Below are 23,697 nucleotides of genomic sequence, written 5' to 3'. Positions count from 1 at the left end.
CGTGGTCTATGGTACGGGTGACACGTCACTGGGATAGAGGTCAAGGCCACCAATCTGCGAACAATGATCATAGGCGACGCCGCCGACTCTGAGTCTTGGGTCCCGTTGCTAGGGTACTAACGCCCCGTTACTATCATAGCCCCTCGAAATCCCGTTTTGCATGGGCAAGAACTTGTCCCAACCCGCCATGGTTATTTGTCCGGTAGAGTAGGAGGGTCTCTTACGAAGCCCGGGCCCTCATCAAACCGGACTTGTGGTTTTCCCACATCCTGCTCTCCGATAATAGTTGCCCCGCGCTAGAGGCGTGGAAGCACCCTTAGCACGGGTTGGCGCAGGACGATTAAGGACGGTAGGCCGAGGTCGAAAAACCGTTGGTTGGGCCATTCGCGGTCGAGAGTCGCGCTCCGATTCCATGGTTTGTTCACAAAATCCCGAGGCGTTCCACGATCTCCGCGGCTTTGAGGTCCCCAAGCCAAGTCGCGCTGCAGACAACCCCGGCATCGATGTTGTTAACGACACCACAACTATCACCCGGCAATCCCCATTGCCAATCCGTATACGCCCATAGAATCGTGAGGTTGTTACTAATGTACGGCATAGTTAAAGGATAAGGATGACTGTTAATGACGTTACAGGAAGCGATACCGGAGCACCGAGAAGGAATGAACCGCGGCGACCCGGCGAGCTAGGTTGCTACGTACGATTTTCGTCGTTATAATTGTTATAACAAAGTTAAAGGAAGTGACGGGCATGCAAGTCCGCAAAGTCTTTAAGGCCGGCAATAGTTTTGCCGTGTCGATTCCTTCTGAATGGGTACGCCAGATGAACCTCGAAGATCAGCTCGTGGAACTGCTGCGAAACGACCGGGGAGAAATTATTGTGAAACCCTTGCGGGAGGCGTCGCCAGATATTACACCGGACTTCGCGCAGGCCCTCGATAGCTTTATGTCTGAATATGCTGATGTTTTACGGCGATTGGCTGACCGATGAGGTACCTGACCATCCAGGAAGTCCTCTTCATTCACTTTCAAGTGATTGACCGATTCGGGGGCATGCATGGGGTATTGAATCTGGGAGGACTCGAATCAGCGGTCGCCCGACCATTGGCGACGATGGGGGGAGACGACCTCTATGCCTCCATGCTCGAAAAAGCCGCCGTACTCCTGCACTCGTTGGTTCTGAACCATCCGTTTCAAGACGGTAATAAGCGGACCGCCTTTACCGCGTTGGGTTTGTTCCTGCATTACAACGGCATGGCGCTTGATGTCTCAAGCACAGATGCGGAGAACTTCGTTGTAAACGTAGCGGACAAGCATGTGGACGTGGAGACGATCGTGGAATGGCTTCAATCTCATACCCGTTCGACAAACAATTAATGCTTTGCTATTGGGTGTCTCGAATGGCCCACTTCGAAATTCTGCAATACCGCGTTTGCTGTTAAATGGAGTTAGACTCACTGCTCATTTCCACTCTGAGCTATTCGCGTTGCTCTTTAATTTCTCGAACGCCGTCTTCCGTTTCATTAATGTCGTCATGATTATTGTGTGCTTGGGCCTGTTCCTCAGCCTCTTTTTCCAAAGCTAACGCGTGAATCGCCGCTTGTGCTGACAAACCAGTGGTTTCGCTAATCCATAAGAGATTTTTGGTCAGTCCATTGCGCTTCTTGTCCATGGTATCTCCTTGTGCCTCAACAGTCTCGATGGAATTGATGTTTGTTAGTATCCCCATGGCCAATATTTCTATTCATAGGGTATGGTCGCAATTCCCAGACTATTACAAAATATTCAGAAATTATTAACCCTCATTGTCCTTTTATATCTTTAGTTATAGAAATATTAACGATTAATGGCTTAGGTTTTAATGGGTTGTGAAAGCTGACGGTCCGTTGCTATCAACAAACATATAACGACTAGAGCGTTAATAACCCCAGCAATATCGTAACAATACTGGTGATAATGACAAGTACCCGGCGGCGATGACTCATTTTCCAGTGGTGCGGCAATGCCCGGTATTCCAAGGCAATCAAAAATCCCAAGACGATCGGCAATAACATGGCATTCATAATTTCTACATCGATGCTTAGTGACACAAAGTGAATGGCGACCAAGACAAATATGACCGCAATCACGTGCGAGACGGCATAAATAATATGAAACTGAGGTGTCTCTTTAAAATCACTATTAAGACTATGTTTCCAGCCAAAAACTTCCGCCATTCCCCATGCTCCTGCCAACGAGACCACCAGGGCGGCTACCGTACTGGCCCCGAAAAGTCCCGCCCCAAAGATGATAATCGCACTGTGACCTAATAAAGGCACCAGGGTTTGCGCCAGAGAGGCGATTGAGGTTAACGTATGATGGTGGGGAAATGCCTCTGCTGCGGTCAACATCACCGCAATCATCACGGTTTGGGTGAGTACCGCCCCAAGCAATGTATCTCGCCGGGCGATTTTTAACTGCTCAGGGGTCAAACCACTATCAGATACCGCTTGCTGCTGAAAGAAAATCATCCATGGCATCACGACAGCGCCTACGTTGGCCGCAACCATCCAGGCAAAATCTTCATGACCAAAGGGTAAAATCCAAATACTCTTAACGTTGCCGACGCCCTTGAATAATCCGAAAAATGCAGCAGGAATAAAAGCCAATTCTAATAAACCTAAAATAATGCCAAAACGTTCTGCTCGCCGGTATTTACCCAAGAAAGCCGCACTAATCAATGCTAAGGCTACCAAAGGAACAAACCAGAATTTACTGGCACCTAAAAGTTGACCAACAGTCGCAATGCCCGCGTACTCAGTGACTAAGGCGCCCACCGCGCTCAAAAATAACGTCAAAACCGATAAACTGGCCCATTTGCGGCCAAAATATTTTTCGATTAATTCTCCATGTCCCTGTCCCGTAACCAATCCTAACCGTACTGTCATTTCTTGAACAAGGTACAAGACCCCAATCAGCAAAATATCGGGAATGAGCAAAGACGCTCCAAACTGCGCTCCCGATTGGGCTGCGGTCACTACACTGCCCGCATCGGTATCCGCCAGCATTACAATAATTCCTGGCCCCAAAAGCTTTAGCCATTGCCATGTTGTTTTTGGCATTCCATTGCTTATCGCTGATCGTTGAAGTTCCATAAAATCTCCATAATAGATAATGACATTCGTTCTCATTTACTATAACGTTTTTTTGATATCTTGGTCAGATTCTCTGCTATTAAGCGTATTACTGGATACCTGTTTGATTTTCTCACAATAAAAAAACCTGGTCGAGTTTTTATTTCTCTCGACCAGGCATCATAACGGCGGACATTCGCTCCATGGTTATTCCTCCCTTTGTGTCCCATATTGTCATCCTTGTCACTTAATGCAGTCCGCGGCTAAAGCCAATTATCACCAAGATCAACATGACTACAATATAAATTCGCAACCCCCAAAAAACCAAACGAATCGAGCCTTTTGGAACAATGCGGGTTAATTCCACCGGTTGCTCGGTCTCCATGGGCGGGACCACTTGTAACGGCGTCTTCTTGTTGCTCATTGACTTCTCCTCCTTTCTTTATCTCACCACGAGATAGACTGGCAGTCTTTGGCCAATGCTCCCATTTTGAAACCGCTGTGATTGACTTCATTGAAATAGATGTGGGAAAACGACTGATACCCCATAAAGACCATTGAGAATAACGAGCAATCCAACAATGGCGTAGGCCGAAAGATTTTGCCACTTGCGATTGACATAATCACCCATAATTTCCCGGTCATTAAGGAGCAACAAGAGAAACAACAGGGCAGCTGGCATAAAGATCGAGGCAACGACTTGAACAGTCAAGTTTAAAAATCCCAATGGCGCATTCGGTATCAAAACAATCGCTGCAGCAATGGTCGCACTTAATAGCCCCGGGACATAAAACCGCCATGCCTCACGAACTGGCAGGTTAATGCTCTTCGGCCAATGAAATGCTTCGCCCATAGCCCACGATGTGCTAGCCGTCAAGGCAATGGCTGCAATTATTCCCGCCTCGACCAACCCCAAAGCAAAGAGATCTTGCCCAACACGGCCTAGATGCTGCCCAATCAATTGCATAATTTGCTGAATGTTGTAATTGGCTGCTCCGGGGTGACCATAAGCAATCGTCCCGGTTAAGACTACCAGCGCCACGGCCACCACCACCATAGCAAAGGCTCCCAGTGCCGTATCAAACTGACCATGGCGGATATCTTGAACGGTCAATCCTTTATCAACGACAGACGACTGTTGGAAAAATAACATCCAAGGTGCAATCGTCGTCCCAAAATTGGCCAACACCACAAACAAAAAGGCTGCGGTAAAACCACCGGGAACTTGCCAATGACTAAAAGCTCCCACGACCTTGTTCCAATCAGGATGTGCCATTAAAGCTAAGGGAATAAAGATTAAATTCCCTGCCGCAATCCACAAAGACACCCGTTCCCATGTCCGGTAACGCAAGACCAACAAAATAGCCGCATCTAAAATGAGTCCACCTAACGCACTGAAAACCGGCGGCACACCAAAAACGGACATACCTACGGTAATCCCGATGAATTCGGTAATCAACGTCAACACATTCGCGATCACTAAATCCACCAGGGAAAACCAACCCCAAAACGCTCCATACCGTCCCCAAATCATTTCAGCATGGCCACGGTGAGTCACCGCGCCCAGTCGTACCGTCATTTCTTGGACGACATAAGCAATCAAGCCCCCAATAACTAGGGCCGGGATGAAAAACCCAATCCCATAGGTTGCCCCAGTTTGGGCATAGGTAATTACACCACCGGCATCATTGTCTGCAATCATGACAAGAATACCGGGGCCAACTAGCGTTAATAATAGGAGAAGCCGTTTTGTCCAACTCGGAGATTGACGCAAAGCCGCCACACGTGCCTGATCCTCTGCACGAATTCGTGCATCATCGAAGACCCGGGTGGCTGCAGACACATTCTTTTTCGACATCATATATCCCCCCTCGGCATCTTCCGAGGGGGTCATAGCAACAGCTAAGGACAGCCCTCGGAAGAGCACAGAACAGTGTGTGATTTTCGTGAACGCAAGAAACTACTATGGCCTCCTGGGTCTGTACTCACCCAATGCACCCTCCTTTTCCGTTGCGCCACATAAAATTGTCCTCTTGCAGCCCAGCAAGAGGACGTGGTCGTTAAAATACCCGTCATCCCCCTGGTGGAGCTTCGGCACTACATCACGTGAGAACCTTAATCAGATTCAGCCACCTTGGAAGAAGCCTTAATCCGGCAACCTCTGTTCTACTCCTTAGCGTCTTTGGACGGGTCGGAGCAGTGGCCTATGTTGATGTAGACGCCTCGCCTAACGAGGACTTTATTTCATTTGCAATCTAACTATATGCAAGTCTTCGCATGTATGTCAATGGAGATCGCCGTAAAACGTAAAAAATTTATGGGAAATGGGGTGCCAGTGCCGAAAACTGCTTAAAATCGCTGGAATTAAGCTCGCGCCGTAATTCCTTGACGTTCTGCTATCATTTGCGCCTGCGGCACGGAAATGCCTACAGTATGCGCGTGCGCTAAGAAACGTTCCAGACGCCTTTTAGCACTGCGTCCACCCGCATTATGCAGAGGATCCGACAATAATGCTTGATTCACACGTGATGAAATTTTAGCTAAATCGAACGAGCGGCCAATGATCGCTTCTTGGACTGCAATGGTTTCCTTAATCAAACTGTCCACTAATGAGGCATGCTTTTCATGTAACACGCCCGTTGTTAACGGTCCGACAAATAGGCTAGAAATATTCGTGGTCCAAATATAGGCATTCTTGATTACGAGTTGTGTCAAAATATCATTTTCGTCAGCAGCAGTCTCGCAGGGAATGCCTAAATGATCCATGGCGGACTGAATGATATGTTGTTGCGGTCCAAAGACAACAGAAGGTAAAAGCGGGGTAATTAATTTCCCAGGTTTTCGTTCAAACCACACCACAAAAATGGTCGGTTCAGACACACCCTGAGTTTGCCATTGAGGCGGCAACAATTCATTTTGCAATAAGACGATAGTGGGTCGGCTTTTCCATGTTTGGGGAATCCGTTTCAAGGCCCCAGCCAAATCGTCTTCACCTGTCGCCACAATGACCGTTTCCGGATTGAGCGTTGGGTCAATAGGAGTTGAACGCAAAATAGGAGTCACAGTGATTCCTTGCATCAAGAGTCCTTCCCCTAACGTTCTCCCTAATTGTCCTAATCCCACAATCACAGCATGCGGCGTGTTCATGATTCACCACTCCTACCCGTTATTTTTATAAAGTTATCAAGAAGATGTCTTTTTATCTTGATATAACCGGCGATCAGCCACATGATAAACTTCATCGAGGCTCGTCCCATCTACACCCCAAATGGCCCATCCTGCACTCACCGACACATTGCGCAGTGTCTCCGCCACTTTGTTTTTAAGCCGGGCAACAATTTCGGGTGCTTGGGCCCCACAACTGTTTAACAGAACCACGAACTCGTCCCCACCCCAGCGCCCACAAATATCGCCTTCACGTAAGCCTAATGAGAGTATCTTTGCAACGTTCTTCAAAACCTTATCGCCTTGTGGATGACCTTGCCGATCGTTAATCTCTTTAAAATTGTTGACGTCAAAAATAACGAAAACCCAAGATGCATGAGCTTGACGCACCCGCACGAGAGTCTCGATGCGCATCATAGCGCCACGGCGATTAAGAACGCCGGTCAGCGGATCTTGTTGGCTGACTTCTTCTGCTGCACGGCGGTACCGCAATAATTCCATCACTAAGGACACTTGCCGTGCAACTAAACTCATTAGTAATCCATCATCGGTTCTAAGAATGCGCCGGCGCAGTACCATGAGGCCGACGGGGTCTTTGCCAATGTAAAGCAGCCACGATCCCCCTGTTTGGACGCCCCAAGTTTGCCATCTTTTTTGTACAGACAAAGGCACTTCTGCAAGACTTACCCAGTTTTCTGTGACGTGCTGCAAAGGATTGGGACTCATAAGAAGCTGCCTGTCGACTTCTTCCTGCAGGGTTTTTTCACAGCCCGGCAGCACTCCCCATGGTGCATAGACACGAAATTGTTGCTCGCTTTTGGTTCCCCATCCTGCCGTTTTCTTGTAAACAAAATAGCCGCTATCAACCTGGTAGTACTCCTTCAGCAAATCTCTGGCCCGGTAAAATAATTCCAATCCGCGATGAACCGATGCCCAGTGACGGGATTCGCGAATCAATGTCGTCAACGCAAATTGAAGATCGCGATCTTCCATGATGAACAATCCCTTCGCACAATTCTGCTGCTATCGCCATGGCTTTTCACGGGTGATGGACATCAATCAAATGCTGCTAAGATTTCATTCTGCCGTGCAATGGTTTGTTCATAGCCTGTACGAATAATTTGAGGAATCCGCGCCATATCGGCATGGTGATCCATTTCCAGCCGAATCAAGATGTAAGGGATTGTCACGGTATTCTTCTTCAAGACCGTCATATGATGGATTGTAGCGGCCACACTTTCGTTCAACACCTGCAAAAGATGGGGCCTGGGACTAGGCACTTGCCAGCGTACGGGTTCATCAATCCAAAGTCCCAAGGCATGACTCGCGCCTGCCGCTTGCGCCACATCCAACGGAAAGTCATCGGTCATGCCCCCGTCTACTAATATCATATCGGCAATACGCTCGGGTGGAAAGAAGCCAGGAATAGCAGAAGACGCACGAATCACAGAAAAAATTTCTTGTTCTTGACCATCGACCCATAACACATGGGGCAGTTCGTGAAAACCCGGGGGTATGGTCGATCCAAAAACCACACTTGTCCGGTGTGTCAGTGACGTGGTGACAACGTAGAGAGGAATTTTTACATCAGCAAATGTTTGGTCGCCCACGTATTGTCGCAATTTGCTCCAAAAAGGTTCCGGATCCAAAATCGATTCGGCTAACGTATGGCGGGTTAATAATGTCCGGCCCATGCGCCGCCAATTCCAAATCATATCTTTACGCCGAACTTGCAGAGCCAAATCACGTAAGTCTTGAGCACTCCAACCCAAGGCATATAAGGCGCCAATAATCGCACCCGATGAGGTGCCGACGATGACATCGGGACGTACGTGCATCTCTTCTAATGCTTGTAAAATCCCGATAGCCGCAACTCCGAGAATCCCTCCGCCTCCAAATACCACAGCCCGCATGATCTAACCGTCCCTTCATCCATTGCCCTCATCCCTGTTTACCTCCGCCTTTGCTCCCTTATTGAAGCAGGTCCTCGCTATTTCGCAGGGAAAGTAACCAAGGACCGAGTTTTTGGGTTAAGGCGGAGTTTGCCCACAACGGGTGAATTCCATAGGTCCGGGCTTTGGCAAATCGATCACGATCGACATGTGGCCCATATCCGGCTACATGAGGAATTTTTGCAATCCATGTGAAATCCCTATCATCTAACAGTGGCAATTCCACAATCGCTACAGAAGGCTGTTCCGTCATCACCGCCTTTTTAAATTCCTCTCGGGAATGATAAATATGCACCTCTTCATTCACCATCTGTCCAATTTGCATAATACGGTCGGCAAAAAACAGATCAGAAACCAGCGCTACCATATCAACCCGACTCCTTTTTCCCCTGAGAAACCCCGATTTGGGGACATAGGCTTTGAATAGGACACCTCTCACAATCCGGATGTTTCGCTGAACAAATGCGCCGTCCATGAAATATCAACCAATGGTGGGCTTTAGCCCATTGGTTCTGCGGGATGGTCCGCATCAAATCTTCTTCGGTTCCCTGAACATCTTTAGCTTGAGACCACCCTAAACGGTGAGCTAAACGAAATACATGGGTATCCACCGCAATAGCATCAACGCCAAAACAGTTCGCTAAAACGACATTCGCAGTTTTTCGCCCCACCCCCGGCAAGGTCATTAATGCCTCACGGTCCGGCGGAACCTGGCCGCCATATTCCTGTGCAATCCGTTTTGCTGTGGCGATGAGATTGCGGGCTTTATTATGAAAAAGCCCGCAATCTTTAATGAGCCCTTCGACTTCTGTGAGACTCGCCTTGGCCAAATCCTCTGGAGCAGGAAAACGGGAAAAAATGCGAGGAGTAATCATATTGACCCGCTTATCAGTACATTGCGCCGACAACATGGTGGCAACAAGAAGTTGCCACGGTCCATCATGGATCAATTCCGTCGTGGGATTCGGATAAAGTTCAGAAAAGATCCGTAAGATCGTATCGACCTGTATTCTGGAATCGGGCAAATTACTCACGCGTTAAATTATTCACCAACTCTTTCACTTGCTCCACATGTCCTGGCACTTTCACCTTGCGAAAGACATAGCGGATAATCCCGTCTTGGTCAATGATAAAGGTCGAACGCTCAATGCCATAAGAAATTTTTCCATACATGTTCTTTTGCTTATAGACCCCATAAAGATTCGCGACTTCAGCATTGGGATCCGACAACAAGTTAAAGGGGAGTTGATATTTGGCCGTAAATTTTTCATGGCTCGTCAAAGAATCCGTGCTGACGCCAAGCACGATAGCGTTCACTTGCGTAAATTCGTGAATCATGTCACGAAAATCACAGGCTTCGGTCGTGCATCCTGGCGTGTTATCCCGCGGATAGAAATACAACACCACCACTTGTCCACGGAGGTCTGACAAATGCACTGGACCATTCGTACCTTCTAATGTGAAATCGGGAGCCAATTGGCCTACCATATTATCTTGAGTATATGCTTCGGTTTTTGCGGCCACTACTCATCATCTCCTATTCCTGGTCTTCCTTTGACCGATTACATCGCTATTATCACAAATTATCCGGCACTTCCCTGCCGTTATCTTTTCACCTGGTAAATATCACGTGGAACAGCGGATAAGACCTCGGCATGATCGGAATATGCAATGACAACTTCTTCCAAACGCACTCCAAACCGTTTGGGCAAATAAATGCCCGGTTCAATGGAGAATGCCGAGTAAAGCGGCACCTTAATCGGATTGCCTGCCATAATCGAAGGCGGTTCGTGGACAGACAACCCAATGCCGTGTCCTAACCGGTGCACAAAATATGTTCCGTAGCCCGCATCTTCAATAATACGCCTAGCCGCATGATCAATACTTTGGGCTTCGGCAAAGGCACGAGCCTTCGCAATTCCAGCTTCTACGGCTTGATTCACAATACGGTGAACATGAACAAAATCCTCTGAGGGCGTGCCGACATAAGCTACCCGGGTCATATCTGACGCATATCCATCCTTAAAACATCCGATATCCAGCAAAACCGGTCCTTCTGCTATCACCGTTTGATCGGGAGTGTGATGAGGCAGAGCGCTATGAGAACCAGCAGCCACGATAATAAAGGCATCACGATCGGCACCATTAGCCATAAACGCCCGGCGAATAATATCTTGCAATTCCATCTCCGTCATACCCACGCGGATGGCCGCCAACCCGGCTAACATCGCTTGATCATTAATCGCTTGACACGCTTTTAACTTTTCGATTTCATCCGGGTCTTTCGCCATACGCCAAGGAGCCATCAGTTGAGAGGCGGTCCGCAACGGCTTATTCAACTGCAGGGCATGCCTTAATTGCTCCACATGGTCAAAGCGGGCATCATCGGAAATATAAACGGTTTGTGCCCTCGAGGCAATCTCACCAAAAACCCTCTGCAATGTGGCTTCAGGCCCTTCCTGGTCTGTAAACGCATATACCGAAATAGCCGCTGCCACATGTTCCCGTGCCTCTTGTGCGTTCACCGACGCGATGACTAAAGCCACCTCATCTCCGGATACCCCGAGAAATGTTAAGCGTTCATCCGCTAACGGAGACCATGACAAGAGATAACGAAAGTCATCGCCGGGAGATAAGAACATCACGGCATTCTCTTTGCCGAGGCGCTCTTTAGCCCTGGCCAATCGATGCATACCCATCCTCCTTACCAAATCCGTTCTCTATTAATGGTATCACAAACTCTTGAACCCTCAGATTGTGTTAAGGGAATTTGCCAGATGCCTTAAGCCTTTCCTTCCTTTTCCTAATCCAATAGTTACCTGAAGAAATAAGCCCTTGAGCCATCTGGATGACCGGCCGTGAGTTTTCATAAACTTATTAGAAAAATCCCTGATTATCACCGAACTTCCTGATACCATGAAACAAGAAAAACTCACGAATCGAGGGATATGGTGTACCCCCAAATTTATCGTCTTAGCTGGAGCAGTCTGTGGAAACATCCTCAAATTTTTTGGATTTATTTATGGCAATTCCTGTTCATCGTTGTCATGGCTATCGTTGTGGCAGCTTTAAGCGTCAATGCACTCGCAAACATGCTGGGTGCAAAACCTGACACGTCTCATATTGCCCCGGAAATGATCGCCACTATCATTGTATTTGTCCTATTTCTTTTTCCCTATTACCTGGCTGCATTCTATGGCACCTTAGCTCAAGCCATTATGGGAAAATCCCTTCATTTTTTGACTTTCCCCAAGAACGGGTTTCGGTATTTCGCCCAGGGATATGGATTTATTTTTTCGAGCGTTATAGCCCTAATAATCTGGTTATTCATTACCGGACTTATCTATCTCGGGATTCATTCGGCCATGACCCTCTCTCAAACTGTTATCATCTTGGCGATCGTTGGCAGTGTGATGGCCCTCAATTTAGGCGCTTGGCTCCTATGGATGATGAATCTTTTGTTTTTGGCAAAACTGTCCTGGATTCGTGCCTTACGACAATCTATGACTTTGATGAGACGGTATGCGCTCTTGACTCTCGAAGTTGTTGCTACTGCAGTCATTGGGCAACTCCTGTTGATCGCCTTCATTTTATGGGCGACCCACACCTGGGGAATGACTGGACAAATTATGAATTACCTGATAGTCACCATCACGGGCATCTTTTGGACTCTCTCTTTTTTGGCGTTGTACCGCGTGACTTACTCAAACCAACTTGCCCAATCATCTTAAAACAGGTTAGGTTATCTTCAGCAAGAATATGACACGACAAGGAGATGGGAAGATATGGCCAAACCCAATGCACGCGATGCCATTTTATCTGCGGCCTTGCAGGAATTTGCTGACATGGGCTATGACCGTGCCACTGTCGATAGTATTGCTCAGCGATCTCATGTCGCCAAAGGCTCCGTTTATTATCATTTTGCCTCGAAAGAAGCTATGTGGATCGCGCTATTCGAATCTCGTGCCCAGCGCCTAAGACAAATTACGGAATCGTCTCTAAAGGAAGATGGCTCATTGGAAACGATGCTGTGTCGCTGGATTGACTTTTTTTGGGATGAAAAAGATTTTCTTGGTCTATTTTTGAGCGAAGCGTGGCGGGACCACGAACGGGAAAAATTAGTCGGGGAATTCCTTGACCAATTACTCGAACCCGTTGCTGCCTTTATTCCCGAACCCTATCGCCATAAGGAATGGCTCGCCTATGCATTGTTTGGTGCAATTGCCGTACCGACCTTACATGCTCTAAAAAGCGGTTCGCAAGACAAAGACAGCCTGTATCAAATTGCCCAGGTGATTGTGGCACGGTTCACTTGACCGAATTTCTTTTGCTCCGTATTATACTGACTAGTCAGTATAATACGAGAGGAGGTTATCCCTTGCGTTCGCCATTATTACACACGACGAAAGGATGGCTTGCTTTAGCCGCCGTCGCTGTCGTTCCCTTACTATATAGCGGCTCTTACCTCAGTGCATTCTGGAATCCCTATGGTCATCTCAATGATCTCCCCTTAGCTATCGTCAACGAAGACCATGGCTATCATGGACAGCATGAAGGACAAAAATTCATTGACAGTCTGCCTAAAAATTGGCATACCAAAATCCTATCGGCCTCTCAGATGAACCATGCGAAAAATCTGTTGCAATCTGGCAAAGTCGATATGATCATCACGATTCCCCCCGATTATACTCGGGACCTGTTAAGAGATAAGGCTCCGACCTTGAACTATGCGGTTGATCCTGGTACCAACTATCTCACCGGCATTTTAATGACCCGAGAAGCTGATTCCATTACGCAAGATGTCACGAGCCAAATTCAAACGAACATTGCTCATCAAGAAGAACACGCGATGAACGGTTTACAACAGGGGGCTGTCAAACTCCATGCTGGCACTCAGGCATTAGTCCAGCATGTGCCAGGACTCATTCAAGGAGGGCAAGCCATAAATCAGGGGGTGACCCAACTCACCACAGCCAGCCAGAAACTGGCACAAGGCACCCATGCCGTCTATACCGGATTCGCCCAATTGTCCCAAGGTATGAATCAGTTAGCAATTCAGTCGGGCCTGTTTAGCCAAAATATGGATGATGTTGCTCAACACACTCATCAATTAAGTACAGGATTGATGCAAGAGCAACAAGGTCTCGATACATTTCTTGGTTCGTTTAACCAACTTGCCCAAGGCAGCACAACATTGGCGAATGATGCCACTAAGTTATCCCAAGGCGCCTCTCGTTTACCCCAAGTGCTCAATCAACAACAAATGTTGATTGCCAAAGCCCAGAATTTAGCCGAAGAAGCCCAACACAATCCTGCCGACCTCAGCGAATTGGAGGGTATATTAAATCAATTAAGTGCCTCTTCGTCCCAAATCACCCAGTTATCCACGACGTTAGCAACACAAAACAGCCAGTTAAGCCAAGGACTCAACACATTGTCCAGTCAATCTCAACAACTCTCTGACGCTAGCAATACCCTCAAGCAAAGCGCCGCGACACTCACGCAAGGGGCGGCTTCGTTAAGCACGGCGACAACTCGGTTGGCTCAAGGTGCTCACACCCTAGACCAGGCCAATCAAAAATTAGGTTCGGGCAGCCAACAACTACAAAGCTCCTTATCCCAGTTGGCCCAGGGATCGACGTTCATGAATCACTCGTTAGCATCTTTGGGATCACATCTCAATCAATACACACACGCTGTGAACCAATTTACGAGCCCACTACCATCGATTAGCCATAACTTATCGAAATTAGCGCAGGGCTTAGAGCAAACACAAAAGCCTCTAAATTGGGCCAGTCAACCGATTTCAGCTCACATCACCAATATTGGCGGGGCAGGGAATTATGGCACGGGTTTATCTCCCTACTTCCTGGCATTATCTTTATGGGTGGGAGCATTGGTGGTTACCGTATTAGTACCTGGTGGCGACAAAAAGGGCCTTGGGACACGTCAATGGGTTTCACTCGGGCTAGCCTTCGCTCAGATTGTCATTTTGACCACGGGCATTTTATGGCTATTGCCGTTAAATCCCCAATACACTCTGACCTTTTGGGGCATCATGACCCTCGTGGGTTTGACCTGGTGGGCCGTTATGCGCCTTCTCGTGGAAAAATTCGGAGATGGGGGACGCTTATTTGCAATTGTTTTACTGGTCATCCAACTCTCGGGTTCTGCCGGCACATATCCTATCCAATTATCACCACATTTTTTTGCCGTCATTCACCCGTATTTACCAATGACTTGGGCCATTCATGTCATGCGCTATGCCTTATCCGGAAGTTACCGCACTGTCCTTATGCCTGATATTATCCGACTCACACTGACCTTTCTTGTGGCATGGATTATTGTGCGATTTGTGCCAGGACGTCTTGCTTTTGATGCTCCACCTTTGGCATCGCCAGAAAGTCTTGATGCCCAACAACCATCCCCCTCTACCTCGTTATCACTGTAATTTTTTGATCCCCGGAGTTTTTTCCGGGGATTTTCTTTTTCCAAAACTCGACAAAAAATGGACAAAAACGACACGGATCCGGCACAATGGACCTAGTACATTTTCGGCGAGGAGAGACAGGCTACGTCAGCTGCAGATATGATGCCAACAGCACTACCTAATATCGCTCAATGGATTCAAGATTCACGGTTATATCTTGTATTTCAGCCGCTGGTATCACTTTCTAGCGGTCATGTCATGGGTTATGAAGTGTTGACCCGCCCTCTTGATGAACACAACCAGCTCATTGCTGTTGAACCGTTCTTTCAGCAAGCCGCTACCCAGGGTTTAGCCGTAGATATTGACCGCATCATTATCCGCAAGATTCAAGAATTCATCCAAGTCCACGACGTACTCACCCCTTTATTCGTTAATCTTCATCCAGATTCTCTGATAGATTCTGAGATTAATGAACTCATCCAATCTTGTCCGAGTGGGTCCCTAATCATTGAAATTACGGAGCGTGGAAATTGGGTAGGGCACGTTGTCAATCAGGTTGTGGAACGTTTTCGCCACCAAGGCGGCACCATTGCACTGGATGATTTCGGCACCGGCTACTCGGGCTTAGAAAAACTGGTGGCGGTCCGGCCTAACTTTGTCAAATTGGACCGCTCTCTGATTGCCCAGTGTCACATGTATCCCATTAAACGGAATTTAATCGCGTCTGTCAGTCATATGGCCCGATTCTTAGGATTTCAACTTATTGCAGAAGGCATAGAGACGCATGAAGAACTATTAACTTGCATTGATCTCGGCGTTGAAATTGGCCAAGGATTTTATTTTGCTAAGCCTGTCACGTGGGAGCAGATTATGTCCCCATCCCAAGAAATCATCACAGCCATTCAACAACGTCAACAAGACATTCTCGAATCTTCCAGTCTGACCTTAAGTGGGTTGGATCCTTTCCGTACCCATTGGGCGCTCATGATGGAACACTTGGCAGAAACTGACTTAACGCCCAAAGAACAAATGATGACCATGATGGCTACCGCCTTTAAAATCTTGCAGCCGACGGCCATGACCGTTTTACGTGCTACGGATGAAGGTCTTTTGCCAATATTCAGTTTGGGACATTCCTATCAAGACGTTATTCCCTGGGACTCTCCGTCTTTAGCGATTAAAGCTTTTCAACAAAATAGTCCCGTTATCTTACAAAAGAAAACCGATGTCCCTGAAAGTATGCATGGGCCGATTATGCATGTTCTCAGTTTTCCGGAATCTGTGGCATTGTTTCCCATCGGAAAACCTACTTGGGGTGTGCTCGGCGCGGATTATATGGGACCCTATAAATGGAGTGATGGAAGACTACAAATTCTCAAGGGCTTAGCATATTTGATGAGTTTGTTACTCCCTAAACCCTATTGAGATTTTGAGATGTACGCCATTATCAATTGATACTTATTGTCCTGTCTTCTTGTCTATCTTGACTTTATAGTTTAACTACTATATCATAATACGTGATGGAACGCACGGAAATGGATTGTGGCCGTGCCACGGAATTGGTTGAGGGATCGGATTCCATAAAAAGAGAGAGTTCATACTCTCTCTTTTTGCATTGTCAAGCGCTTTGATTTTCTAGAAATTTTTTCACTTATCCTGTATCCTTCATACCACATAGAGCCAGAACATTCGTTAACAGAAAAAGATGATGGCGATTACGTTCACGATCAGGAGAGAAAGTCATGACCTTAACCCGCCATAATATCTCCAAAAAATTTGTGCTGTGTGCGCCCGATTCGAAAATGGTGGCGGCTTGGCATAAATATTTTGATTCGGATGATCGGTTTGAAATTAATCAGTCAACTGTTTTGCGCTCCGATGTCGACGCCTGGTCGACGGCATCGGATAGTCATATGGGGATGGGTGGCGGACTTGATAGAGCAATCGCCCAACGCTTGCCAGGTATCGACCGGATCGCCCGCAAATTTATCGCGGAGCTGTATCATGGGTTTATGCCCGTCGGTCAAGCGGCTGTCATCCCTAGTGGCTACAGCCTGCCTCAATGGCTGATTTTAGTGCCAACCATGCCGTATCCTACTGTACTGGAATCCGAAGAACCCATTTATCTCGCAACGATGGCGTTCCTCAACGTAGTCTACAAACATCCCAGTATTCTTCGTGTCAGTGTTCCCGCATACGGCACTGGGGTGGGACGCGTCCCTCCAGATAAGGCAGCTGCCGCAATGTACCAAGCTGTGGTAACCTATGATCAACAAGTTCACCGTGATTGAGGAGGCTATTTGTGAAACGCTGGTGGTGGATAGGGTTTGGGGTTATGGCGATCGCCATAATGATCATTGCTGCGATCATACATCAAAATTCGATGGTGCCCGTCACCAGGTGGGCCACCGCCAATCCCCTGATTCGCCCTCAGCACAGTCAAGCCATGTCTTTGGCATCACCGCTAGAAGACCAAACCGAGACAATATCTCTTCCCCCGCACCATCTAGATGGTACGGATTGGTACTTACCCATCACACAGCATTCGCATATTACCTATATTCTGCATGATGGGCAGGCCCGGTGGATCGTCAATAATCATGTCCTAACCTTAAATAATGCGCCAACTGACCCCGTGGGCCAATTAATTTATGCCCCTAATGGTCAAATTCTTGCATGGAGCACTCCTCAAGGCCTGGTTGTCCTTCATGCCAACAACACACAAACCCTGATTCCCCATGCATTAGCCGGGTATTTTACCTCCCATAATGTTTTGGATTATGTGATTTCAATGGGAAGCCATCTTCAAGTCCATACCCCAGATTATACTTTGTCTTTGCCCACCACCTTCACTTTTGGCTATCATCCGTTTGTTTTCCATGCTCACGCTTTCATTGTCGATAATCAAGGCCACTTAGAACAATATTCGCTCATCACGGGACACGCCGTGCCCATTGCTACAGTCCGTCCAGCAAGGTGGCCTGATGTCATCGATTCCTTATCTTATAGCCATAATATTGTCGTCTTGTTAAAACGCCCGACGGCGTTGCCGGCTTACCTGCTGATTGTTAAAACTCCACATGGCGTGTTGTGGTACCGCTGGCAAACAGGACTTAAACCCCAAATTGGGATCTCATCGGGACATCTTGTCATCAACAATCTTGACCCATCCGGACAACTCGTCACCTTGGCCCACGATAATCTCCATCCCTTGCCGCAAAGTACGGGCCTATTTAGTCAAAGCCCTCGGGGTATCATTTTCCAAACTTCCCAGGGATTTATTCTCTTGTCCCATATCATTTCCTAGCAACAATGTGCACGCTCCTCATACCCTAATCACCGGGGGGATAGTCGATGCGTGTACAATTTCTCAGTTGGCTTATTGGCGTATTTCTGGTGGCATCCTTATATTTACTCGGTCCCATTTTCTATTTTAACCGGGTCTATCCCTATATTCTGGGGATGCCTGCCATCCTCTTTTGGTATACTTTGGTACCGCTGTTAACGCCTATCATCTTGGGAACGCTTTATCTTATCGATCGCGCCCAGAACCGTCATTAACCACCCGTGATGGTCCCTCCAAGAGTTTGCATGGGAAAGGAGAGGCATTGTCCATGGAGACTGTCATTGTTAGCGCCGCCGTGGCAGTCATTCTGCTAACCATTCTCGGCATGGTGACAGGCGCCAAAGAGTCACAAGCGTCCTTAGCAGGTTGGCTGGTTCATCGCCGTAATATGGGGCCATGGTTGATTTGGTTTTTACTGGGCACCGAAATTTACACCGCCTTTACCTTCCAGGGACTTGCCGGCTACGCTTACGTCAAAGGAGGACCCGTCTTTTACAATGTTGCGCTGAATGATGTGGCCTACGCCTTGGGATTTATGATTTTGCCTTTAATTTGGATTTTAGGCCGCAGGTTTCGGTACGTGACCCAGGCCGACTTCGTCGCCGGCCGTTACCAGTCCAAGACTCTAGGCAGCTTTGTGGCCTTGACCACAGCCATGATTATGATCGCGTATATTGACTTAAATATTACGGGTCTAGGCGCGATTTTTCATGTGATTAGCCATTCCCGCCTGTCGGTGAGTGTATCTGACATCTTAGGATTTTTCATTTTAGCTCTCGCCGTCTATATTGGCGGCATTCGCGGTAATGCCTGGCAGTCGGTGGTTAAAGACATTTTCATGATTGTGGCGTTAGGTACGCTCTTTATTGTCTTTCCCTATAAAGACTTTCATGGATTTGAGCCCATGTTTAAAGCGTTTGGAACACAATTAGGCCAGGTCATGACATTACCGGGAAACACCCATAACGCCGGACTCTTGTGGCTCGTGACCACGGTGATAATGACCGGTTTGGGACAATGGATGTGGCCCCAATGGTTTGGTGTGGCATATACCGCCAAAAGTCCTCGAGCGTTAAAGATTCAAGCCGTCTTTATGCCCTTATACCAACTCGTTAAGGTTGCCGTCATTATTATCGGGTTTGGAGCCTTGATTGTGTTAGGTCGTCATCAAAATGGCAATGATGTCGTCCTGATCCTAGCTCGTCGTCTGTTCTCCACTCCGTTTTTTTCCTTCTTTGTAATCGCCGCCATATATGCGGCCTTAGTTCCGGCTGGGCCCATTATCATGACCTCTGCCTCGCTCATCGCTAAAAACGTATGGGGTGATTTGACCTTTCGCACGGAACAGCAAATCTATCGCCTAACCAAACTGCTCGTATTTCCGCTCACAGCATTGGCGTTGTTTTTGGCTTTAGCCACCCCATCTTTATTAGTGGCTATTTTATTGGTGGCTTATGACATTATCGCACAACTCTTTCCGGCCATAGTTATTGGAGGTTTATTCTGGCGTGGCGCCACGAAGTATGGGGCATTTTGGGGCATGATTGTGGGATGGGTTATTGACGGCTCGTTATTGCTTTCCCATCACAGCATCATCTGGGGTATGAATGCCGGTTTTATTGCATTAGTTCTGAACACCATTGTCTTTTGGTTGATAAGCCGTTTGACCTACCATCCCCAGGAAGCTGATATCCAACATTTCACGGCATTATATGGGGATGCGCCCCGTACCTAACGATATTGGCTAAAGAGCGAAAGTAATATAGGCGTAATCCATAAGGAATCGTCGATCGGCGTGACGGGTTGGGAGCCACAAAAAATCCCGGCCCGTCCATATTGTTGCCCACAACATAGCCCCAAGACACAGGTATTGAACGCTTATAGCCCATAAAGGCCCGGTAAATATCTTTTCCTAAAAAGCAGACCATCTTGGGTTGAAATTGGCGAATTTTCGCTTCCAGCGTCTGGGCCCCGAGTCTCATTTCCCGTAAAGACAAATCGGTAGAAGATGGTGTCATTCGCTCCACCATATTGGTTATTCCGAGGCGAAATAACAATAATTCACGATCATTCTCCGGGCGCAAGCGATAAGGAGTAAGTTGGCTATCCACTAACAACGCCCAAAACAAGTTACCCGGGCCCGCAAAATGATGGCACTGACTCTCTGAGGCCACTCCGGGATTATAGCCGACAAATAGCACATCAAGACCTTGAGCAATAATATCGGGTACCATGGCATGTCCCTCCTTTACCCATCTTTATCACGAGATTATGCATGATGGCGGAGATTCATGACCAGCTCTTTCGCCGCCATCATCCCCGAGGCATAGGCACTCACAATCGACCGAAACGGCACGGGACTGATGGCATCGCCTAAACAACGGACATGGGGCCGTGGCCATAACGGTACGACATCCGATAGCGGCAAAGGGCATAGGCCGGGTTGAATATCGGGTTCCATGCCGATGCGCACCATGACCACGGAAACAAGAAACGAGAGGTCTTTGCCATTTTGTTCGGCGTGAGCAATCAGGCCCCCCGGCACGGACTCAATCGACTGCAAATGGGTATGAATATAAATGGGAATGTGGAGTTGTTGAACCTTGGCTTGAAAATCAGGCCGAGCCCGGAAATGATCGCGCCGGTGAATAAGGATGACAGGACGTTTAGCCTGAGCCAAACGAATTGCCGCCTCAAAAGCGCGGTCTCCCCCTCCAACTATCAAAATGGGAAGATCGGTGTTCGTATTAAGAATTTCTGAGGTCGATTGCCTAGTAATCCATTCTCGACCGGGAATATCCAGTTCCCGGATTCGAAGTCCAGGTGCATAGGCAATATGGGGATAGTAGATCTCTTGCCCGCTCTTCAATACCAGAATTTGATCATCACGGTAAAGGACAGCCTCTTGTCCTTCAAAGACGGGAATTTGCCAGGTTTGTAGATGGCGGCGGAGCCGTTCGATGAGCTCGCGCGCACTCATTAGAGGTTGCCCAGGCAAATCTGGGATGGGCAAAGAAATGTCATGGAGTTGTCCTCCAATATGTCCTCGCTCATATAACACCGGTTCTAGTCCCAGGCGTTTTAACCAAATGGCACACGAAACTCCTCCGGGTCCCCCGCCAATTACGGCAACCTGAGCCATAAAATCCATACGCCTCCAGCCATATCATAGAGTCATCCTATCACATTCCAAAATCGCGAGAAAAAGGGGGGAAGGAAAGTCTAACGCTCGTCTATTTCACATCAGAGTCAACCTGACAAAAAACAAGAGCGAACGGGCCAGAACCATTCGCTCTTGTTAAACCCCCTGTTAAATTGCCGGACGAATTTCATCGTCATTCCACGGTTCAATCCGTTCCTTGAGGGCTAGGAAAAACGCGTAAACCCGTAGCGCCGCAAAGAATGACACGAAACTTCCCAAAATGAAGAGTTCTGGTTGCCAATTGAAGAACGGCGGGGGAACAAATTGACCATTGAACACCACTAGCGTGGTATACGTTAGAGTGGAGGTTAAAGCGGCCCAAATTTGCCAGGTAATGTCGCGAAAAGCCATAGCAATCGATCGTCGAAACACATAATAGGGCCCCCACGCAGCCAAAGCAAACGAGGAAAGTCCTAAGAAATCCGACACCATCACGGGGTGAAACACGGTATTGGGCACAAATTCCCATGGCAAACTGCATAAGACCGCTGCCAAAATCCCACTGATCGCAGACACCGCAATAATGCGTGCTTTTTGTCCCCATGTGACCCATGTCAACGACAGCCGCCAATTCCTTAAAGCAATTTTCAAGTTCGCCCACAGTTCTTTGTGGTGGTACGTGTTAAATCCCGTGGTCGCAAATCCCCACAACGTCAAAACCCGTCCCACAGCCATGTCTGCTAAAGACGCGGTGCGAAAGGAGACAAGAAGCAGTCCCAAACCCGCCATCAACTGGGCAAAAGAGACCAGCCAGAGCCATCCCCGCTGTTGGCGCAGAGGCGTGGCCAGCTTTTCGGTCAAATGTCCCGCATCACCCAACATCTCCATGGCTTGCACCATTGCCCGCGTTGATTCCATTCCGGCATGAGTTAATTCAGCCCAAATAGAAAGTAATTGCTGCCGGATTTTTGCCTGGGCACGGCGGCGATGATATTTGTTGGCAATGCTTGAGGTAGCCTGCTCCAAGTAATCTTCCCACATACAATCACCTCCTATTCTTTGCTGTCAAGTGCCGATGCTTCATAACTTGGTGATTATAGCACCGGGGACTTGTCCCTCGCAATGGGAAAACCCGGCATAACCTTCTTTTTTATCCATTTATTGGATGACACGACCGTGGTGAAATCACTAAGGGCATTCCGTTAGCTGGAACCAAACTTAATTTGGGTAGAGGACGCATCATAACGTCTTTGGGCACAGATACCGAATATCTCTGCGCTATAACAGCCACAATGAGAGCCATTTCCATAAGGGCTAAATCGCGTCCCACACAGCGCCTAGGACCATGACCAAAGGGGAGATATGACATGAGATGATCCATACGCCCCGCCTGATTGAGCCATCGTTTGGGGTTAAAGGTATCCGGTTCAGGATAGAGTTCAGCTAAATGATGGGTCACGTAAGGACTTATCAAAAAAAAGGTATCAGCTGGATAGGTGTGTCCAAGCACCGTTATAGGTTGAGGATTTTTCCGGCTGATGAGCCACACAGGAGGATACAAGCGAAGAGCCTCCCGAATAACAGCGTGCAGAAAAGGCAGTGCATCCAGATCGTGAATTGTGGGAACTCTTGTCCCCAGTACCGTCTCTAACTCTTCGTGCAAAATCTGTTGCACCGCGGGATTTTGGGCTAGAAGTCCTAAGGTCCAGGCCAAAGCATGGCCAGTCGTCTCGTGCCCTGCCATCACCACGGTAAGAGCTGACTGTATAAGAGCTTCGTCATCTGTTCCCAGGTACTCTTTGAGTCGCCTTACCATCAAACTTTCCGGCTCTTTGGCGACAAGTTGCTTAATCCAATGAGTCAATTCCTGTTGAGCGTTGTGATAATTCCACGGAAACGGCCAATGATAGGGAATACGAATAGCACTACGCGAGCGGCGGAAAAAATAGGTCATGACGGTTTGCACATCGGTAGAAATATGGCGTAACCGATCCAGATCTTGCTCATCATCTAATAAGGTGCTCACAACAATTTTCAAGGTCAAAGTCAGCATCTCATCATCCATCGTCACCCACTTAGGACCGTTGGAAAAGGTCTTGGCATAATCGGTTACGATCTGCACAATTTGCTGAGCATAATTTTCAAAATATTGGTGATCAAAAACCGGTTGTAATGCCCGTCTTTCTTTCCGCCACAATGTTCCTTCAGCAATTAGCGGCCCGCGGCCGATTAAAGGATTTTTATGGTCCATGCCCGGACCTTTCTCGAGCTCCTTGCCGTGATGAACCAGGATTTGATAGACAGCGTCTTCTCCCGCTGCCAATACAAAGGGCCAAGGGCCCATACGAAAATGCGTCAATGCCGAGTCGCTGTGGGCGAGATTCAACAACAATCCCAAAGGATCTCGGTGAAACGCCAAAAGACGGGTAATATTTGTGGGAGGAAGTCTGTTTGTGCTGGAATGCCTCATGTCTCTGACCGCTTTCTCACCTGCCCTCAACTCCTATATGCTAACAGATACTTGATAAAAGAACACTTTGACCTTTTGCG

The 23,697-nt window shown here is 47.9% G+C and carries 26 protein-coding genes and 1 riboswitch; of the genes, 10 read left to right on the top strand and 16 right to left on the bottom strand.

Annotated elements, in window-relative coordinates; translation table 11 throughout:
• Positions 1 to 421: 421 nt before the first annotated feature.
• Positions 422 to 598 carry a hypothetical protein gene (locus AOA63_RS19825; protein WP_171822720.1) on the bottom strand — a complete coding sequence of 59 codons (177 nt, stop codon included), beginning with the start codon at positions 596 to 598 and terminating at the stop codon, positions 422 to 424.
• 152 nt (positions 599 to 750) lie between these two features.
• Here AOA63_RS19825 and AOA63_RS12925 point away from each other — a divergent pair, with 152 nt between their 5' ends.
• Positions 751 to 990, top strand: coding sequence for an AbrB/MazE/SpoVT family DNA-binding domain-containing protein (locus AOA63_RS12925; RefSeq protein ID WP_053960088.1), 240 nt, complete (start codon positions 751 to 753; stop codon positions 988 to 990).
• Entirely contained in the window at positions 987 to 1,376 is a 390-nt protein-coding gene (locus AOA63_RS12920) for a type II toxin-antitoxin system death-on-curing family toxin (RefSeq protein WP_053960087.1), read from the top strand. Before AOA63_RS12925 ends, AOA63_RS12920 begins: the two co-directional genes overlap by 4 nt.
• A 100-nt stretch (positions 1,377 to 1,476) precedes the next feature.
• Here the strand turns inward: AOA63_RS12920 and AOA63_RS12915 are convergent, their stop codons facing one another.
• From AOA63_RS12915 to AOA63_RS12870, 11 genes are all read right to left on the bottom strand, one after another.
• On the bottom strand, positions 1,477 to 1,671 hold the full coding sequence (locus tag AOA63_RS12915; RefSeq protein WP_053960086.1) for a hypothetical protein: 195 nt from the start codon (positions 1,669 to 1,671) through the stop codon (positions 1,477 to 1,479).
• A gap of 238 nt (positions 1,672 to 1,909) precedes the next feature.
• Positions 1,910 to 3,169, bottom strand: coding sequence for an NRAMP family divalent metal transporter (locus AOA63_RS12910; protein ID WP_139061600.1), 1,260 nt, complete (start codon positions 3,167 to 3,169; stop codon positions 1,910 to 1,912).
• A 190-nt stretch (positions 3,170 to 3,359) separates the two neighbouring features.
• On the bottom strand, positions 3,360 to 3,536 hold the full coding sequence (locus AOA63_RS19820; RefSeq protein ID WP_171822719.1) for a hypothetical protein: 177 nt from the start codon (positions 3,534 to 3,536) through the stop codon (positions 3,360 to 3,362).
• Positions 3,537 to 3,623: 87 nt separating this feature from the next.
• Positions 3,624 to 4,973, bottom strand: a complete 1,350-nt coding sequence (locus AOA63_RS12905; RefSeq protein ID WP_053960084.1) for an NRAMP family divalent metal transporter — start codon at positions 4,971 to 4,973, stop codon at positions 3,624 to 3,626.
• A gap of 209 nt (positions 4,974 to 5,182) precedes the next feature.
• Positions 5,183 to 5,354, bottom strand: a riboswitch (M-box (ykoK) riboswitch).
• Positions 5,355 to 5,476: 122 nt separating this feature from the next.
• Positions 5,477 to 6,259 (bottom strand): hypothetical protein, encoded by a 783-nt coding sequence (locus tag AOA63_RS12900; RefSeq protein WP_053960083.1) that lies wholly within the window; start codon positions 6,257 to 6,259, stop codon positions 5,477 to 5,479.
• Between the two features lie 36 nt (positions 6,260 to 6,295).
• The gene (locus tag AOA63_RS12895; protein ID WP_053960082.1) at positions 6,296 to 7,270 is read right to left on the bottom strand and encodes a GGDEF domain-containing protein; all 975 of its coding nucleotides are present in this window, start codon (positions 7,268 to 7,270) and stop codon (positions 6,296 to 6,298) included.
• A 62-nt stretch (positions 7,271 to 7,332) separates the two neighbouring features.
• A complete protein-coding gene (locus AOA63_RS12890; protein ID WP_053960081.1) occupies positions 7,333 to 8,190 on the bottom strand; it encodes a patatin-like phospholipase family protein in 858 nt (285 codons plus the stop codon).
• 58 nt (positions 8,191 to 8,248) lie between these two features.
• Complete coding sequence (locus AOA63_RS12885; RefSeq protein ID WP_053960080.1) at positions 8,249 to 8,596, bottom strand: hypothetical protein; 348 nt, start codon at positions 8,594 to 8,596, stop codon at positions 8,249 to 8,251.
• Position 8,597: 1 nt separating this feature from the next.
• Positions 8,598 to 9,263 carry an endonuclease III gene (nth, locus tag AOA63_RS12880; protein WP_082343960.1) on the bottom strand — a complete coding sequence of 222 codons (666 nt, stop codon included), beginning with the start codon at positions 9,261 to 9,263 and terminating at the stop codon, positions 8,598 to 8,600.
• The gene (locus tag AOA63_RS12875) at positions 9,256 to 9,717 is read right to left on the bottom strand and encodes a peroxiredoxin (RefSeq protein WP_053960694.1); all 462 of its coding nucleotides are present in this window, start codon (positions 9,715 to 9,717) and stop codon (positions 9,256 to 9,258) included. Before AOA63_RS12875 ends, nth begins: the two co-directional genes overlap by 8 nt.
• A gap of 116 nt (positions 9,718 to 9,833) precedes the next feature.
• Entirely contained in the window at positions 9,834 to 10,922 is a 1,089-nt protein-coding gene (locus AOA63_RS12870) for a M24 family metallopeptidase (RefSeq protein WP_053960079.1), read from the bottom strand.
• Positions 10,923 to 11,177: 255 nt separating this feature from the next.
• Between AOA63_RS12870 and AOA63_RS12865 the strand changes: the two genes are divergently transcribed.
• From AOA63_RS12865 to AOA63_RS12830, 8 genes are all read left to right on the top strand, one after another.
• A complete protein-coding gene (locus AOA63_RS12865) occupies positions 11,178 to 11,960 on the top strand; it encodes a hypothetical protein (RefSeq protein WP_139061599.1) in 783 nt (260 codons plus the stop codon).
• Positions 11,961 to 12,014: 54 nt separating this feature from the next.
• Complete coding sequence (locus AOA63_RS12860) at positions 12,015 to 12,545, top strand: TetR/AcrR family transcriptional regulator (protein WP_053960077.1); 531 nt, start codon at positions 12,015 to 12,017, stop codon at positions 12,543 to 12,545.
• Positions 12,546 to 12,607: 62 nt separating this feature from the next.
• Positions 12,608 to 14,680 (top strand): YhgE/Pip domain-containing protein, encoded by a 2,073-nt coding sequence (locus AOA63_RS12855; RefSeq protein ID WP_053960076.1) that lies wholly within the window; start codon positions 12,608 to 12,610, stop codon positions 14,678 to 14,680.
• Between the two features lie 138 nt (positions 14,681 to 14,818).
• Positions 14,819 to 16,084, top strand: a complete 1,266-nt coding sequence (locus AOA63_RS12850; RefSeq protein WP_053960075.1) for an EAL domain-containing protein — start codon at positions 14,819 to 14,821, stop codon at positions 16,082 to 16,084.
• Between the two features lie 317 nt (positions 16,085 to 16,401).
• Positions 16,402 to 16,950 carry a macro domain-containing protein gene (locus AOA63_RS12845; RefSeq protein WP_053960074.1) on the top strand — a complete coding sequence of 183 codons (549 nt, stop codon included), beginning with the start codon at positions 16,402 to 16,404 and terminating at the stop codon, positions 16,948 to 16,950.
• Positions 16,951 to 16,961: 11 nt separating this feature from the next.
• The gene (locus tag AOA63_RS12840; RefSeq protein ID WP_053960073.1) at positions 16,962 to 17,966 is read left to right on the top strand and encodes a hypothetical protein; all 1,005 of its coding nucleotides are present in this window, start codon (positions 16,962 to 16,964) and stop codon (positions 17,964 to 17,966) included.
• 47 nt (positions 17,967 to 18,013) lie between these two features.
• Positions 18,014 to 18,220: a hypothetical protein gene (locus AOA63_RS12835; RefSeq protein ID WP_053960072.1), complete on the top strand. Its 207-nt coding sequence runs from the start codon at positions 18,014 to 18,016 to the stop codon at positions 18,218 to 18,220.
• A 53-nt stretch (positions 18,221 to 18,273) separates the two neighbouring features.
• On the top strand, positions 18,274 to 19,740 hold the full coding sequence (locus tag AOA63_RS12830) for a sodium:solute symporter family protein (protein WP_053960071.1): 1,467 nt from the start codon (positions 18,274 to 18,276) through the stop codon (positions 19,738 to 19,740).
• Here AOA63_RS12830 and AOA63_RS12825 read toward each other — a convergent pair.
• The 4 genes from AOA63_RS12825 to AOA63_RS12810 form a co-directional block, all read right to left on the bottom strand.
• On the bottom strand, positions 19,706 to 20,239 hold the full coding sequence (locus AOA63_RS12825) for a mismatch-specific DNA-glycosylase (protein WP_053960070.1): 534 nt from the start codon (positions 20,237 to 20,239) through the stop codon (positions 19,706 to 19,708). The genes AOA63_RS12830 and AOA63_RS12825 overlap by 35 nt on opposite strands.
• 35 nt (positions 20,240 to 20,274) lie before the next feature.
• Positions 20,275 to 21,147: an NAD(P)/FAD-dependent oxidoreductase gene (locus AOA63_RS12820; RefSeq protein ID WP_171822718.1), complete on the bottom strand. Its 873-nt coding sequence runs from the start codon at positions 21,145 to 21,147 to the stop codon at positions 20,275 to 20,277.
• Positions 21,148 to 21,315: 168 nt separating this feature from the next.
• The gene (locus AOA63_RS12815) at positions 21,316 to 22,188 is read right to left on the bottom strand and encodes a hypothetical protein (RefSeq protein WP_053960068.1); all 873 of its coding nucleotides are present in this window, start codon (positions 22,186 to 22,188) and stop codon (positions 21,316 to 21,318) included.
• Between the two features lie 109 nt (positions 22,189 to 22,297).
• Entirely contained in the window at positions 22,298 to 23,617 is a 1,320-nt protein-coding gene (locus AOA63_RS12810) for a cytochrome P450 (RefSeq protein WP_053960067.1), read from the bottom strand.
• Positions 23,618 to 23,697 lie beyond the last annotated feature (80 nt).

Source organism: Sulfobacillus thermosulfidooxidans, assembly GCF_001280565.1.
GTDB classification, from domain to species: Bacteria; Bacillota; Sulfobacillia; order Sulfobacillales; family Sulfobacillaceae; genus Sulfobacillus; species Sulfobacillus thermosulfidooxidans_A.
The sequence above is the reverse complement of the archived record's forward strand: the minus strand, read 5'-3'. Positions and strand labels throughout refer to the sequence as shown.